Annotated in this window: 12 protein-coding genes; 5 read left to right on the top strand and 7 right to left on the bottom strand. The window is 44.3% G+C overall.

The features are described from left to right. Window positions 1-186: 186 nt before the first annotated feature. The gene (locus MHH92_RS05435) at window positions 187-1,089 is read right to left on the bottom strand and encodes a tyrosine-type recombinase/integrase (protein ID WP_340902478.1); all 903 of its coding nucleotides are present in this window, start codon (window positions 1,087-1,089) and stop codon (window positions 187-189) included. A 168-nt stretch (window positions 1,090-1,257) separates the two neighbouring features. On the opposite strand from MHH92_RS05435, the gene MHH92_RS05430 reads away from it, so the two are divergent. Beyond that, complete coding sequence (locus tag MHH92_RS05430) at window positions 1,258-1,458, top strand: cold-shock protein (RefSeq protein WP_017690333.1); 201 nt, start codon at window positions 1,258-1,260, stop codon at window positions 1,456-1,458. 99 nt (window positions 1,459-1,557) lie between these two features. Beyond that, window positions 1,558-1,830, top strand: a complete 273-nt coding sequence (locus tag MHH92_RS05425) for an HU family DNA-binding protein (RefSeq protein ID WP_340902469.1) — start codon at window positions 1,558-1,560, stop codon at window positions 1,828-1,830. 324 nt (window positions 1,831-2,154) lie between these two features. Here MHH92_RS05425 and MHH92_RS05420 read toward each other — a convergent pair whose 3' ends face one another. The 3 genes from MHH92_RS05420 to MHH92_RS05410 form a co-directional block, all read right to left on the bottom strand. After that, window positions 2,155-2,799, bottom strand: coding sequence for a Vat family streptogramin A O-acetyltransferase (locus MHH92_RS05420; protein WP_253505998.1), 645 nt, complete (start codon window positions 2,797-2,799; stop codon window positions 2,155-2,157). A gap of 35 nt (window positions 2,800-2,834) precedes the next feature. Continuing rightward, a complete protein-coding gene (locus tag MHH92_RS05415; RefSeq protein WP_340902467.1) occupies window positions 2,835-4,523 on the bottom strand; it encodes a methyl-accepting chemotaxis protein in 1,689 nt (562 codons plus the stop codon). Window positions 4,524-4,894: 371 nt separating this feature from the next. Continuing rightward, a complete protein-coding gene (locus MHH92_RS05410; protein ID WP_340902465.1) occupies window positions 4,895-6,880 on the bottom strand; it encodes a CotH kinase family protein in 1,986 nt (661 codons plus the stop codon). A 466-nt stretch (window positions 6,881-7,346) separates the two neighbouring features. On the opposite strand from MHH92_RS05410, the gene MHH92_RS05405 reads away from it, so the two are divergent. After that, window positions 7,347-9,083 (top strand): methyl-accepting chemotaxis protein, encoded by a 1,737-nt coding sequence (locus MHH92_RS05405; protein WP_340907631.1) that lies wholly within the window; start codon window positions 7,347-7,349, stop codon window positions 9,081-9,083. Between the two features lie 182 nt (window positions 9,084-9,265). Here MHH92_RS05405 and MHH92_RS05400 read toward each other — a convergent pair whose 3' ends face one another. The 3 genes from MHH92_RS05400 to MHH92_RS05390 all read right to left on the bottom strand — a co-directional run bounded on the left by MHH92_RS05400 (window position 9,266) and on the right by MHH92_RS05390 (window position 11,628). Beyond that, complete coding sequence (locus MHH92_RS05400; protein WP_340902463.1) at window positions 9,266-10,042, bottom strand: hypothetical protein; 777 nt, start codon at window positions 10,040-10,042, stop codon at window positions 9,266-9,268. A 381-nt stretch (window positions 10,043-10,423) separates the two neighbouring features. Continuing rightward, window positions 10,424-10,585: a hypothetical protein gene (locus MHH92_RS05395; protein WP_340902461.1), complete on the bottom strand. Its 162-nt coding sequence runs from the start codon at window positions 10,583-10,585 to the stop codon at window positions 10,424-10,426. A 251-nt stretch (window positions 10,586-10,836) separates the two neighbouring features. Continuing rightward, on the bottom strand, window positions 10,837-11,628 hold the full coding sequence (locus tag MHH92_RS05390) for a hypothetical protein (protein ID WP_017690356.1): 792 nt from the start codon (window positions 11,626-11,628) through the stop codon (window positions 10,837-10,839). Between the two features lie 698 nt (window positions 11,629-12,326). On the opposite strand from MHH92_RS05390, the gene MHH92_RS05385 reads away from it, so the two are divergent. Then, the gene (locus MHH92_RS05385; protein ID WP_211081901.1) at window positions 12,327-12,905 is read left to right on the top strand and encodes a TetR/AcrR family transcriptional regulator; all 579 of its coding nucleotides are present in this window, start codon (window positions 12,327-12,329) and stop codon (window positions 12,903-12,905) included. 66 nt (window positions 12,906-12,971) lie between these two features. Further along, window positions 12,972-15,158: a YhgE/Pip domain-containing protein gene (locus MHH92_RS05380; RefSeq protein WP_340907630.1), complete on the top strand. Its 2,187-nt coding sequence runs from the start codon at window positions 12,972-12,974 to the stop codon at window positions 15,156-15,158. Window positions 15,159-15,243 lie beyond the last annotated feature (85 nt).

Here is a 15,243-nt window from a genome sequence, read left to right as displayed (position 1 = left end):
TACAATATTATCAGGGATATGTAATCGCTTTCTTTAGTAGAGGTAAGGCAACCCTGTCGGGCAGTGCCTAAGTGAAATGTGAAGGATCGTATATGAATGCTAAAGGTAGGTTAAAGTAATACAAACACGGAAAATTTCGAAGTACTTCTAATAAGAGGTGTTTTGATTCTGACTATAATTCAGTCTTCATTCTTGTTCTTTACGATGATTCGTACTTAATGCTTTAAAATAAATCATTGTTGTATCTGGGTTGGTGTGTCCCATTATCTCGGCCAAACGGTGCAGTGGCGTATGCTCAGCCATGGCGTAGCCAAAACGATGACGCAGGTCGTGTGAACTCAGTCCTTCCAGCCCTGCTGTTATCATTACTTTTTTAATCAGGTGGCGCAGTGCTCTCTCCGTTAAACGATCATTTGTCTTCTCTGAGGGAAAAAGGTACGCTCGATCGGTAGCAAGATCAGATAAGTACTGATTCAACATGACAACACACTGCATATTCAGAGGGATCTTACGTTGCACGTTGCGTTTATCTGCGCTCACTGTCAGGTGACCGCTTCGTCTACCAATTTCGATATCATGAGGCTTGAGGTTGCATACCTCCATCGTTCGCAAGCCTGTGTGAAACATAAGGGTGAGGATGGTCTGATCACGAAGGGAATTACCATACTCCACTGCCGCGAGGAATGCCTGCTCTTCTTCCAATGTCATTCGGCGTGGACTTACTTTGTCTTCCGGGATGAATTTTAATGGTTTGGAAGGATCATGACTGAGCCTGGATTCCAAGACAGCCCATTTGAAAAAACGCTTCAGCGTAATTAACCTCCGGTTAATGGTGGCTGGTTTCAATAACATAACGTTGTGAGCATCTTCACGATAACTGACTAAAGTGGATGTATCCACATCTTCAATTCGCAGTGAAAACTCTTCGCTGAGCATGGTGCTTTCCTTGTACCATTCGATAAAGTGCTTCAGATCACTTGCATATTCCTTCACGGTTTTGGGATGTAATTCTCCCTCTTTAGCAAGCATATGTATGAATTCCTCTACTGTCGGTTCCCGCTGCACCGAAACCCCTGATGACTGATTCATTAGAAAATACCTCCAAATCTTGACTTATATTAGCGGACATGGTATTATCATATTAATCGATACATTAGCGGACATCAAGTTCGTGGTTTAAATGCACCAGGTGAGTGTCAATTTTAAATTATACTCGTCATAATGATCGGCTAAAAACTTATTTTTTGGAGGAATCACATGCAAACAGGTACAGTGAAATGGTTCAACGCGGATAAAGGATTCGGCTTTATCGAAACTGAAGAAGGAACAGATGTATTCGTTCATTTCAGTGCAATTCAAGGTGAAGGTTACAAATCTTTGGACGAAGGTCAACGCGTTCAATTTGAAGTAACTCAAGGTAACCGTGGACCACAAGCTGAGAACGTTACTAAACTTTAATTATATGAAAGCTGCCTTATTAATAAGGCAGCTTTTTATTTACACATATGTGTCACAGCAAAGTTTCCACATCCCAAGAATGAAAGCGAGGTATTCCCCATGGATAAAGAACAATTGATCACAGAAGTAGCCAAGGCTGGCAGTTTCTCCAAGAAGAATGCTGAAAAAGCTGTAACCGTTGTATTGGATTCGATTCTCGAAGCTCTCAAAGAAGGCAAAGAAGTTCAACTGGTCGGATTCGGGAAATTTGAAGTGCAGAAGCGTGAGGCAAGAACGGGAAGAAGTCGGAAAACAGGCAAAGAAATTCAACTACCTGCAGGTAAAGTTCCTGTATTCACAGCAGGCTTAAGCATGAAAGAAGCTTTAAATTAAACAACGCAACAACTTATTGAAAAGAGGTTTTTATTCAAACACACAATGATAATATGGATTTAAATGTCGTGTTTACTACCGTTGATGATATCATTAACTTTTATTCAGGCAAACAGACAAACTCGGATCATACAGAAAATCACACTCATTTGAAGCCCCCATCAACAAAGTCTGATTGTACCCTACGACCACCCACCCGCTAAATTAACATTTCATCTTGGACAACAAGAGGCCCTGATCCGCTCAAAACGGTCCAGGGCCTGATTTGCTTGGAAGCCGGCTCTGTCAGGAACCAGCTTTTTTTGTCTTTTGTGCACAACCATCCTATTTGCTGTTCAGAAGTTCGCGCAAGATCTGTAGATCATATGTAGAGACAAGACGTTCCAAATGCGTATCCAGCCATTCCTCATCCTGATCCCACCACTTTAATTCCAGCAGCAGTGCAATCGTCTCTTCGTCAAAACGCTTTTTAACAGTCTTGGCTGGATTACCACCAACAATCGTATAGGGTTCAATATCTTTAACAACGGTTGAATTGGAGGCAACGATTGCCCCGTCTCCAATCGTGATACCAGGCATGATCGTCACATTTTGTCCAAGCCATACATCGTTCCCCAGTAACGTATCACCCTTATATGGAAGTTGTTCCAGTGTAGGTGTCACACGCTCCCATCCTCCACCAAAAATGTTGAACGGATACGTGGTCATCCCCTCCATCCGATGATTCGCACCATTCATAATGAATGTCACACCTTCCGCAATTGCACAGAAATTTCCAATGACCAGGCGATCACCAATAAAGTCATAATGATGCTGTATCCGGTCATAGAATTGCTCTGGCGGATTTGTGTTATCGCTATAATACGTATAATCACCGATGTCCACGTTTGAACGGGGCGGCAGGTTCTGAATGTAACATACCGTACGGATATTATCATTCGGGAAAAGTTTTGTTTTATCAGGGGCCATATTGTAGTCCCTCCTTTTCCCTATTGTAACAGATATTAAATCTTAAACGGACTAAGTGAGGTCTGGAGCTCTGTCGACACATCAGACAAAATAGCCGCAGATGCCTTGATCTGCTCTACCGACTTGAGCTGTTCATGGACAGAATCGGCAGCCTGTTGTGAATTGGTACTAGCCGTTTGCGCATGGCGAGCGATCTCATGCACAGAAGCTACAATCTGCTCCACGCCTGCGGACATCTCTTCACTTGTCGCAGCCATGTCCTCAATCTCTGTAGCAATACGTAGGTTTGTATCCCGGATCAGGCTGAAGTTTTGCTCCGTTTCCCGGGTCAAGCGCAGTCCTTCCTGTACTTCGTCCTTCACTCTCGACATGGCCGATAGCGATTGCTGCATATCTTGTTCCATGGCTTCGACCAGTTCTTCAATACGATCTGAAGAGTCTCCGGCTTGTTCAGCCAGTTTACGAACCTCGGTAGATACAACAGCAAATCCTCTGCCATGCTCCCCTGCTCTTGCTGCTTCAATGGATGCATTGAGGGCAAGCAGATTCGTTTGATTTGCAATCTCATGAATGGCGGAAACCATCTGGCTAATCTGTGCCGACTTCCCTTCCAGCATACGAATAACTTCATCCGTTGTGGTAACGGAAGATTCAATTGTAGACATCTGCTGAACGGTAAGTTGCACCGCTTCACCTCCTGTTTCAGCCTGTTTGCGTGAATACAAAGCAGAGTCCGAGATGCTGGAGGCCTTGTCCGCCATGCGTTGTACGGCTATCGCCACTTCTTCCATGGCCTGCAGATTTTCTTCTGTACTAATTGTCTGACTCTCGGCTCCTTGTGCGACTTGTTCAACGGAGGATGCAATCTGCGCCGATTCTTTGGACGTTTGGTCCGCAATCTTCAGTAGCAGCCCAGTCGAATGCTCTGCTTTCTCCGCAGCTTGAAGTCCTCCTTGAATGATGACCTGGAGATTACTTCTCATCTCATTGTATCCCATGCCCAGCATGCCAATCTCGTCTTGGACGTTGTCCACAACTGGCTGTGTGAAATCGCCCGTACCCGCACGTTTAATCGCTACGGATACCCGTTCGATTCTTACTCTCACCCTGCGAACGTACAGCAGGATCAGGGTAATTGCGACCAACATTGCAAGCAGGAATACGATCAGGAATGTCTTGAGGAATGAGGAGATAATTACATCAATTAACGATTGAGAAGCGCCAACATAGAAAATTCCGATAATCTCTCCGGATGCGTTCTTGATTGGTTCATAGGCCGTCTGATATTTCTGGCCCACAACCACGGCTTCACCGAAGTATTTTTCCCCTTGCTGCAAAACGGTCTGGGCGACCTCGTCCGATACCTTCGTGCCAACAGCACGCTTTCCGTCCACCATGACATTTGTTGCAACACGTTCGTCACCTCGGAAGATCGTCACTGTGTCCCCAGACGCTTGTCCAATCTCATCCACCAATTCGAAATTGCCTTCCAGCGCGGTATCTCCCTTGAATAATTGTCCGTTCTTAATGGCCCAATCTCCTGGATGCTTATATGTAATGATACTATTCGCCATCTCCAAATCTCGCTTTGCCTTCTCTGTAGCAAATGTCGTGATCCCCTGCTTCATCTCCAGGATTACACTTACCGCCACGGCTGAAGAGAAGACGATAAATATACAGATAACGATCAAACTGATTTTGGTACCGATGCTCATGCTTCGCATGTGTGTGAGCCACCCTTTTCCCTATGTAATTGTGGGGATATTCAAGCCAATTTCGATTCCGTTTCGAATATCACTATAGTCTTATCGGTAGGAGTGATCACAATATTTATAATATTTCAGTGACTTTTATCACAAAAATAACTTGTTGAAAGCTAATATTTTACGAATTATCCGTAATCATGTAAGAATGTTCTTTGAGTGAAGCGAATCAAGCGCATGCCAAAAGTGAGGCCAGACATGGACGAGGCCGGATTTTGCTGGATGTTCGCTCCGTCTAACCTCAAAAAGCAGAACAAAAAGGGATTCGATCTGACCATCGAATCCCTTTTTTTATTTTCCATACAACAACGTTGATCTGCAGGAGATATTTCTTATTTGGATGTAAGGCTTACTTGTGCAGCGGTTTGATCCCAGTCCACGGTAAGTCCCAGTCCTTCTGAGATGAAGCGTACAGGCACAAGTGTGCGACTGTTTTGAATGATCGCTGGTGCATCAATTTCGAGTGTCTCTCCATTTACGGTTGCGGTGCTGCTCCCGATCTTGAGCACAAGGGTCTGATCATTCAGTACAGCTGTTACCGTCTTCTCCGTTTTGTCCCAAGTCACTTCTGCACCCATTGCTTCAAGGATTGCGTTCACAGGTACCATCACTCGGCCACTTTGCTGCAGCGGGTCCTGATCCGGGAATGTGATCAATTTACCATCGAGAGTTACGGTAATGGTTTTGTCAGTTGTTCCGGATGAGGTATTCGAACCTGTCTCTTCCGAAGTCTCAGGCAAAGGCGTTACTTCACGTCCAAGTTGCTCTTGCAGATTCGCAAGACGGTTCAGTGCAAATGTCGTCAGTGACCCGGCTGCCATGGAGCCCATGCCTCCGCCCCCACCGCCGCCAAAGTTACCACCAGGGCGTGTCTGGGTATTATCTCTACCCGTTGTTGCATCTGTTGTACCGTTTCCAGTTGCGGCACCCGGCTGAGTTGGAGGTGTCATTCCTTCGAAACCTTCAGGCGGAGTCATTCCTTCCATGCCTTCGGGTGGGGTCATGCCTTCAAATCCTGCTGGTGGTGTACCGCCCATACCACCTGCCGCGTCTGCATTTGCAGAATAAGCGATGTTGGATTCGAACTGTTCTGTCGTATAAAATTTCGTGGGATCTGCTTCCACATAAGGACGAATCTCATCGGCAAGGCCAGTAATACGATCCTGAATGCCTTCCATGTAGTCCGTCAGTTCATTGACGTAGCTCAAATATTTTTCCTTATACTCCGGCACAGCAAGCAGGTTATTAATCATCGGTACATTTTCCATGTTAATGCCCAGTACCGGCTCGTCCACAGATACGTTCGTTGCGTTGGTGTTGGTCGTGGTTGATCCGGTTGTTGTGCCACGTCCACCTCCACCCGAGTACCCGTTGAAGGACATGTTGAAGTCCCAAGGAACAACGGTGAACTTGCCCGCGGCATCACTGTAAAGCATGTAGTTGTGTCCTTTGTCGCCGTTATAGCTGTCATAGTTGCCAAAAACCATGTTGCCTGCAATATATTGAAGCGCTGAATCCACGTCCAGTACACTTTCAATATCACCTTTTTCACCTTCTGGCATCTCGTTAAGCGTTTGGATGAAGGTTTTGAGTTTGGCTTTGTCCTTATCCGTACCCAAATCTTTGGTGATTGTACTGTAGTCACTGTCCTCTTCATATTGAAGATAACTCTTCTCACCCGTATCATAGAGGACACCTTCTTCGTAATCCTCACCGTAATTGCGCTCCAGATAGCTATCATCCACTGCTTCAACGCCAGTATAGAAACCCACCAGATCGCCGTTAACGTACAGATTAACATAGTTCGTCATTGGTACATCCATGCCAATGCTGCGCAGTGCTTCATAGTGAAGAACTTCACGCATATACGACGGATCGGCGTAGTTGTTGTTCAGTACCATTTTGTCCAGTCCAAGCAGCGTTTGTGTTTTGTCGTATTTATCAAACTTCAGTCTGAAGCTGTAACGGTCCGAATCTTCCATTGAGGCTACGGCTTTCAGGGTCAGATTGCCCTTGGTGGAGAAACCGACGTTGTCCAGCTTGTTGCCGTCCACTTCCACACTAACATTCTTATAATCCTTATCGAGCGGACTTTCGAGCATGCTCTTCCAGTCTGCATCATCAATCGTTACATTCACATCAATGACGTTATCCGTCTGGAACAACGATTCATAAGCTTGCGTCACGCCTGCACTCGTGGTTGTCGCTGTACTTTCTGCAGCATATGCTGCATTCGGACTTCCGATCAGCCCAAAAGATGACGTTACCATGGTCACGGATAATGCTGTTACTGCAGCTTTTCGTAATAAAATATTCAAGTGATGAATCCTCCTTCTTGGTTTCTGTTAAGCAACTGTGGCTTATGTAAACATGTTAGGAGATGAACCTTTAGTGAATCTTAAACGCGATAAACCACAAAAATAAATAGTATGTATCACTATGAAATTTTCATGGATATACAAGAAACATAATGAAAAAAAGCGCAATTATAACCTTGGAACCGGTTCATAAGTCCTATTTTGTTGCAAATATCTAACATTAATATGCCTATATAACGATATATCTGAAGAGTAGAACTTACCTGGAGTTCATATACGTGAATAGCAAAACTCATTACGAAAAGCTTTTAGAAACAAAAGAGAATTTGATCAAACAGTGTTTTAGGGACGATTTCACAGTTTTTAAGTCAACAATTACATAGCGTGTACAACACCCAGGATAAGTCCTTCGTCACAATCGTAGAAGGAGTGAACCATCTTGTTTAATAAGCTTCGCTGGAGTACCATGCCTTTCTTCATCAAAAATTTGGTGATTTCATTCGGCAGCATCATGTTGATCGGGGTAATCCTGATTACTGCTGCGTATCAATTGCAAAAAAATATCTTGGTTGAACAGTTGCACGACCAAGCTACCGTCATCACCCAGAAATGGTATGACGATCTCGACACTGCCAAGGTGGCAGAAGCGGCTAAGGAAAAAAGCTACTCCGGTCCTGTACAGCTGGAAATGAAAGCTTATCTCGATTCCATCCATGAATTCTATCCAAACATCGCGCAAGCGTACATTTTTGGTTCGGAACTTGAGCAAGGAAACGGAACGTCCATCATCGCGATTCCAACGAACCTGTTGGAACCATTCGAGGAAGGTAATCTGCCCGCAGGTGCCATGTACCCGCTGCCTCAGAATAACGTCGTAGTGCTGGAACAGATGAAAAAGGACGGAAAACCTGCCTTCAGTGATTTCTACACGGATGAGTACGGAACCTGGACCACTCTGATCTATCCGATTAATAACGCAGATGGCTCCATGTACGCTGCTCTTTACTTCGATGTAGATGCAAGTGCCGTTCCAAAAGGTCTGAACAAACTGCTTACGTACGGTTTGATGTTCCTGGTCGGTTTCCTGATCCTGTTCATGGTGTTGCAATTCATTTTGCTGAAAAGAACGTTGCTTCCGATCCGCAATCTGATGAAAGGTATCGAAGAAGTCAGCACGGGTAATCTGGACGTAACCATCGATACCGGGCGAGATGATCTGGGTATCATCAACGAGAAGTTTAATGCGATGATCCATCGCTTCAATACAACCATCTATAAAGTACAGAATGCTTCACATCACCTCTCGGAATCTTCCAAACAACTACTGGGCATTTCCGAGAAAAATAATGTGAACATTCAATCCATCAGCACCAATATTCGAGAAATATCTACTGGACTGGTGTCACAAGACAAAGCCACTGTGGAGAACGCACGTGCCATGACAGAGATGTCAACGGTAGTGCAGACGATCGCCAGCAGCTCAGCCGATGTGGCAGATGAAGCACTCAGCATGGAGCAGCGCTCCAGCACAGGTAATGTGGTGATGCAACAAGTCATTGAGCAGATGCGCCTGATCTCGGGTGCGGTCCAAAATACGTCAAATTCGATTCAGTCTTTGGAAAATAACTCGAACCAGATTAGCAACATTGTTAACGTGATTACGGAGATTGCTGGACAAACCAACTTGCTTGCACTTAACGCTTCAATTGAGGCAGCCCGCGCAGGTGAAGAAGGAAGAGGTTTTGCGGTGGTTGCAGGTGAGGTACGTAATCTGGCAGAGCAATCGCAGGAATCAGCGAAGCAAATTCGACAGTTAATTGAAGAAATTCAACGGGATATCATTCAGTCTTCCGAGGCGATGCAGTTGGGTTCCAAGGAAGTTACCAAAGGCTTGGAAGTTACCCAAGAGACTGGCGTATTTTTCGAGAATATTCTGACTGCTACGAATAGAGTTGCAAACCAGATTCAGGATATCTCCAGTTCTACTGAAGAGATCTCAGCAAGCACACAAGAAATGTCTGCCACAGCCGATGAACTGTCTGCCAATGTCAGCAAGGCAGCAAGCAGCAGTAAACAAATTGAGCAGTCAATTGATGAGCAGGAAGCCTCCATGGCTGCCATTGTGAGTGCCTCCGATGAACTCTCGGTTGTATCCGAGCAACTTCAAGAACTGATCTCATTCTTTAAAGTACGCGCAGAATAGAATTAATAGGATACAGATAAAAGTAATAAGACACAGTAAAAACCAAGGCTCATGAGTGACTACACTCAAAGCCTTGGTTTTTTGTTGTTACCAGGGTAGGGTAGGTAGGTTCTAGTTCTATACTTCCCGGTATCATTTAACAGACAGTGGTGTCATCAACTGATTGTTGAACCTCCAATCCACTATAATCCTGCAGCTGCTTTAATTTCTTTTCTCTGAGAAACGATCAATGATTGTATCTTTTCTGTTCCAAAAGCACCTGCTGAGAAAGCATTCGCTTTTGGATAATAAACCATTCGAAAAGATGTGCCATCTTGAAGGTGCACACGTAAAAAAATCCCTGTCTCATGTTTGGATTTCTTATACACCTCATCAAAGCCAACATATCGCAACGGCAAAAGCTCGTTCATAAAATCGGATGTGGCTTCCTGGGGAAAGTCACCGATTGGGCTGCCATCGTTCCCGCTTTCAAGGCTGACTTTTTCCACTTTGTCTTCAATGTCCATCAGGTCTCCCATTGTTTTAGCATTGGGATTTTCTTTTGCTTCGTAAACCTTATTATTCGCTACTACGCGATAATGCGACTTATAACCTTTCAGTTCATATATAACAGTTCCAATTGGAAGATATGCCGCATCACCATTCTCGGTCACGTGATCCGCACACGCATGCTCGTTCAGCATGTAGCTCACTTCCCCTACCCTATCCCCAATTTGCTCTGCAGGCACCTCTTTGGTCCCTTCGTTGTTTTGAAAGTATGTAACATCATTGAACATCAGAAAATCAATCCATTCAAGGGTTCCCGGGCATCGTTTCGTTGATTCCTTTGAAACTTCTTCCGTAACCGTTTCCTGGGGTTTGGATGTTATTTCTCCCTTATTCGATGTTCCACAGCCAACAATAATGACTAGAATCAAAAGTATACTCAAACGTGGGCTCCAATATTTAAATGGTTTCATTCACAATCACCTCAATCTATTAGACGGATTCAACTAAGACATAGTTACGAGCTTTTTACGATAGCTATTCAACTCAATAAACACATAAGAACAGGAAACAGTTATTTTGGCCAATGTGCTCCTTGGTGTACTGCATTCATGCAAGTGGCATCTCTAATACATCAATAAACATGTTGCAAAGCTTCAGGTTTCATTTGAAGTTGTGCAACTCTAAGACTTGCGAGAAAATCTAAAAAATGAGCAGCAACACTTCGGTTGCAACCATTGTGCTGTCCGTTACCATAAAAAAACACAGACAGCTCAGCCATCTGTGAATTCATTACTCGTATTAGAAGCTAAGTTAGGTACTGAGGCCATACTCCTCGTCTTCTTACTACAATTTTAATTCATGCACTCCATACATAGCGCGACGTCCGTCTGGTACACCATACGCAGACGGTTGATGGATTCCAGTCCACTCACTCCATGAACAAGTCCGGAATACATACGCCGTGATTTCAATCCACGCACTCGTATAAAGTGCGATAGCAGAAAGTAACGCATAAATGTTTTTACTCCTGAGTTAATCCTAAATCGTGGCATACAACAAAAATACCCCATAGAGAACTTTTTTAAAGTGTCTACTCTTTAGGGTATAGTTTATACTTTGGACAGATTTTCTGTATTCAGTAGATTATTTAAAAATTAATGACCAACGCCATGATTAAATAACTGCATTATACTCTCAATTGGGAGTACTGCTAACGTTGCCAAAACAATTGAATACACCATATTTAGAGCATTTCTTTTCTTCATCATAACATCCCCTCTAAGATAGATTTGTAAGTGTTAATCTGTGCATGTGTAGCCTGCTCTCTGATTTTTTCAAAAAAGGCTACATATTTTATCTTATTCTGATTAATTTTAGGAGATATTGCCAAACAATTCAGTAAGATGTCGATTGCATCGGAGTCATTACCATTACGGCTATAGTACATCGCCAACTCAAAACTAAATTTTAGATAATAAGAAACATCAATATCAGTCATTATGGTAGTATCACTAATCAAGCGATGTTTTTCAAATAGATACTCAAACTCCTGAATAGGTAAATTATTTAAACGATTGGCTTCAAGGAGAGTTAATATTCCAGACATGATCTCACCTTTTGACTTTTGAATGTAAGCTACGTATTCATCAAGCTTTGTAGCATTACCCTCAAGTAAATCCAAAACCATTAAATTGATCTTGGCTATATCGCTATAAAATTCAATTTCATTAAGTGTCTCTTGATTAGTCAATTTAATCCACTGAAAATCACTATATTGTAATACGCATTCCCTAGCTTTATCAAACTCTAGTAGTTTTTGATACGCTATTCCTTGCATCAAACGACTGTATCCAATGTAATATACTATTGCCCGTTGCGTATGTATTTCAACGATGTCCTGTTCCTTAGTCAACATTTGTAAATTATATATACGAAGTGATTCTTCATAAAGTGTTTCACCTAACTTAACGACCTCTCTCCAGTTGTCAAGACCATAAGCTATTCTGAGAAGTGTCACAGTCGAGTCTAATCCGTATCCATCATAATACCTCGACATACCCTTCCTCCTTATTTTACAATTAATAACATTATATTGATTTTTCTACCATAGGTCAAATCTATTGTTTAACAAAAGATCTTAAAATATGCTGCATTTAATAGCACATTTCAGTTTTCAGTTTTTTATTTCTCTGAAATAGAAAAGTCCTACCCACTTATCCATGCTTAGCATGAGAAAGGTAAGACTTTTTTAGGGATTCGATTTGCATTCCATACGGAGTGCGATCAGACACCCGTACCTGTAACAACGCTACTACAAAGATTTCATTCCACGTACTTACACAGAGTGCGACTGAACACATAACCCATAAAAGCGCTTGGATTATTTCAATCCACGCACTCATACGGAGTGCGACAGCGAAAAAAAACGTATCTCAACAACCCGAGCCATCAAAAACATGTTTTTTCACTATTATTCTATGACTTTCCATATCATTATTCAATCAAATTATGCTTACATGTTGCCTTAAGGTAACAATTTTGCCCATTTCGACAAATTCTGAGGTGCGAATCCCCCAGGGTTTTCATGTGAGCATCACATTCGCACCTGTCCTATCCGTTTATGACAAAGATCACATCCACCTTCCCTGCTCAAGTGCTACAGTTGTTAACGACCAACTGACCATAATAGTAAAATGGTCAATACAGGACTTACCTTACCATTATCCTTTCAACCTACAAGGAGGTGTATATGCGATGAAAACGATAGATCGAAGGCAACAGGTGATGGATTCTGCCGAGAAATCCTTTGCCTTGTTTGGCTACAAGGCCACAACGATGGAGCAGGTTGCGAGACTTGCCAATGTGGGCAAGGGAACGATCTATACTTTTTTTGATAATAAAGAAGAACTGTTCAGCGAGATTCTGCGCTCAATCATTGCGGATATGAGACAGATTACAGAGCAGACGGTGAAAGAAGAGAATTCCTTTCTGGATAACGTGCATATGAGTATGGATTCTTTGTTGGAGTATCGTGAGGAACATGAGCTGTTGATCAAGCTCTTTCAGGAGGTTAACGAGTTCGGTACACCACAGGCCAAAGAAGGTTTGCAAAAAGTGGAGACAGCCATTCTCGAATATCTGGAGCGTCAAGTGAGCCGTGCCATGGAGTTAGAGCAGATTCGCAGAGATGATCCCAAGCTGGTTTCTTTTGTCCTGCTGAAGCTGTATGTCACCTTAACCTCAGATTGGAACAAAGCGCATCCAACGTTGCACAAAGATCAGATCAAGGATTTTGTGGGCCTCTTTCTCAAGAATGGCTTATCCCCCACATAGAGAAAGGCATGCCACTAGATTCAACACATAATAGAGATAAAACCGTGAGGATAGGGAGAGAACATGATGAAATCATTCCACGTATTTGGGCAGGATCTGAAGTCCGCCTTTAAGAAACCAAAAGTATTTATTCCGATCCTCGTTGTACTGTTCATTCCAGTGCTGTATAGTGGCCTGTTCCTGAACGCATTCTGGGACCCCTATGGCAAAATGAATGAATTACCTGTAGCCGTGGTCAACACGGATCAGGGTGCAGTCTACAATGATAAATCACTGGAGGTAGGTCAGGATCTCGTCGATGAATTGAAAAAAAGTGATGATTTCGACTGGCAATTCGTGACTCGTGAACAAGCAGAACAAGGTATGCAAGACAACACGTATTATATGACGATTGTGATTCCGGAGGACTTTTCCACCAAAGCAACAACCCTGATGGATGAGCACCCCGAGCCGGCCGACCTGATCTACGAACCCAATGAAGGATACAACTTCCTCGCGGGTCAGATTGGCGGCACGGCGGTCAAACAAATTCGCTCCAAAGTCGCTGCCAAAGTCACAGAATCGTATACCGAAACGTTATTGGATCAGGTTGAAAAAATCTCTGGTGGTTTGGCAGATGCCGGGGATGGAGCAGGTCAGATTCATGATGGTGCGATCACGCTGGATGAGGGTGCTGCTACATTAAAAGAGAACCTGTCCAAACTGGCCGCAGGCACTGACAAGCTGGAAACGGGCGTAGTTCCGTTAAAAGAAGGTACGACTACGCTCGCCCATGGCATAGGTGATCTTCATACTGGCGCGAGTGCCCTGTCCAGTGGCCTGTCTCAATTGGCAGCAGCAGGCACTAAGCTGGGTGATGGAGCAGCCCAGGCTGAGACAGGTAGCAAACAGCTACAGGCTGGGCTTCAATCTGCTCAGGAAGGCGCAGCCAGGCTGGATGCAGGACTGGCGGCTTCCGAGGAAGGCAGTGCAAAGCTGACTGCTGGACTGCAAAGTTCTGTTGAGGGCAGCGCCAAAGTTAGCAAGGGTGCCAAAGCGGTTGCACAAGGGCTCGCCCAATTAGCTGAAGCCAGTCCTGAACTTGCCGCAAGTCCAGCTGTGCAGCAACTCCTGGCAGCAAGTCAGGCAGTTGCCGCTGGCAGCGAACAAGTGTATCAGGGCGGGCAGCAATTGGTCGCTGGCAGTCAAAACCTGCATGCTGCACAGCAACAACTGCATCAAGGCAGCAGCCAGTTGGTACAGGGTGAACAACAACTGGTACAAGGAGCCACGCAATTATCTGCCGGACAAGAAAAGCTTGCGACTGGTCTACAACAGTTCAATTCCAAATTATCCGAAGCAACCGCTGGAGGAGCCAAACTTGCGGATGGTTCAGGTCAATTGAATGCTGGTGCAGGCAAGTTGGTTGCGGGTGTAAGCCAGCTTACAGACGGAATCTCAACCCTTGCAGATGGCTCACATAAGCTGGATGAAGGTGCTGGTCAGTTAAAAGAAGGCACCCTTAAGCTAACAGACGGCTCTGGCGAACTTGCCACCAAGTTGAATGAAGCGGCTGAGCAGACGGGTAGTGTAAAAAAGACCGATGAACTCGTAACCATGTATGCAGAGCCTGTTCAGGTCGATGAACATAAATATAATGAGGTACCTAACTACGGTACAGGATTCTCGCCATACTTCCTGTCACTCGGGCTATTTGTCGGCGCATTGATTGCCACACTGGTTGTACCCACACGTGGCAGCACAGTTAGCCAAGCAAGTGGCTGGAATCGTTTTGTGAGTAAAACGCTGGCTTTCACACTCATGAGTGCAGCGCAGTCCCTGCTTGCTTCATGGCTGGTCTTATACGGCTTGGGTCTGGATGTTCAGAGCGTTCCATTGTTCCTCTTATTCAGCTTTGTTACCAGCCTAAGCTTCATGTACATCATTCAGGCGCTAGTGACGTGGCTAGAGAATCCGGGACGATTCCTCGCGATTCTGATGCTGATCTTCCAGCTCACCACCAGCGCAGGCACCTTCCCGCTCGAACTGATTCCAAATTGGCTGAAAGTGTTTAATCCATGGCTGCCTATGACCTATTCGGTAACAGGTTATAAAGCAGTTATCTCAAGTGGACAGTTCGGTGTGGCTTGGGATCAGATTGGTATTCTGTGCATCTTCGCCGTGATTGGCCTGGGAGGAACCTTAACGTATTTCCTGATGCCTCATACCACGGAGAACGCAAACGTCAGCAGTGAAGTCTCACTTCACCTGTAAAAAGTAAAATAAAAAGCAAAGGCATGTACCTAAGCCCCACCCTCTTCTGGACAACAAGAGGTGTGAGTTAAAGTACGCCTTTGCT

The organism is Paenibacillus sp. FSL M7-1414 (assembly GCF_038003195.1).
GTDB lineage: Bacteria > Bacillota > Bacilli > Paenibacillales > Paenibacillaceae > Paenibacillus > Paenibacillus amylolyticus.
The sequence above is the reverse complement of the archived record's forward strand: the minus strand, read 5'-3'. Positions and strand labels throughout refer to the sequence as shown.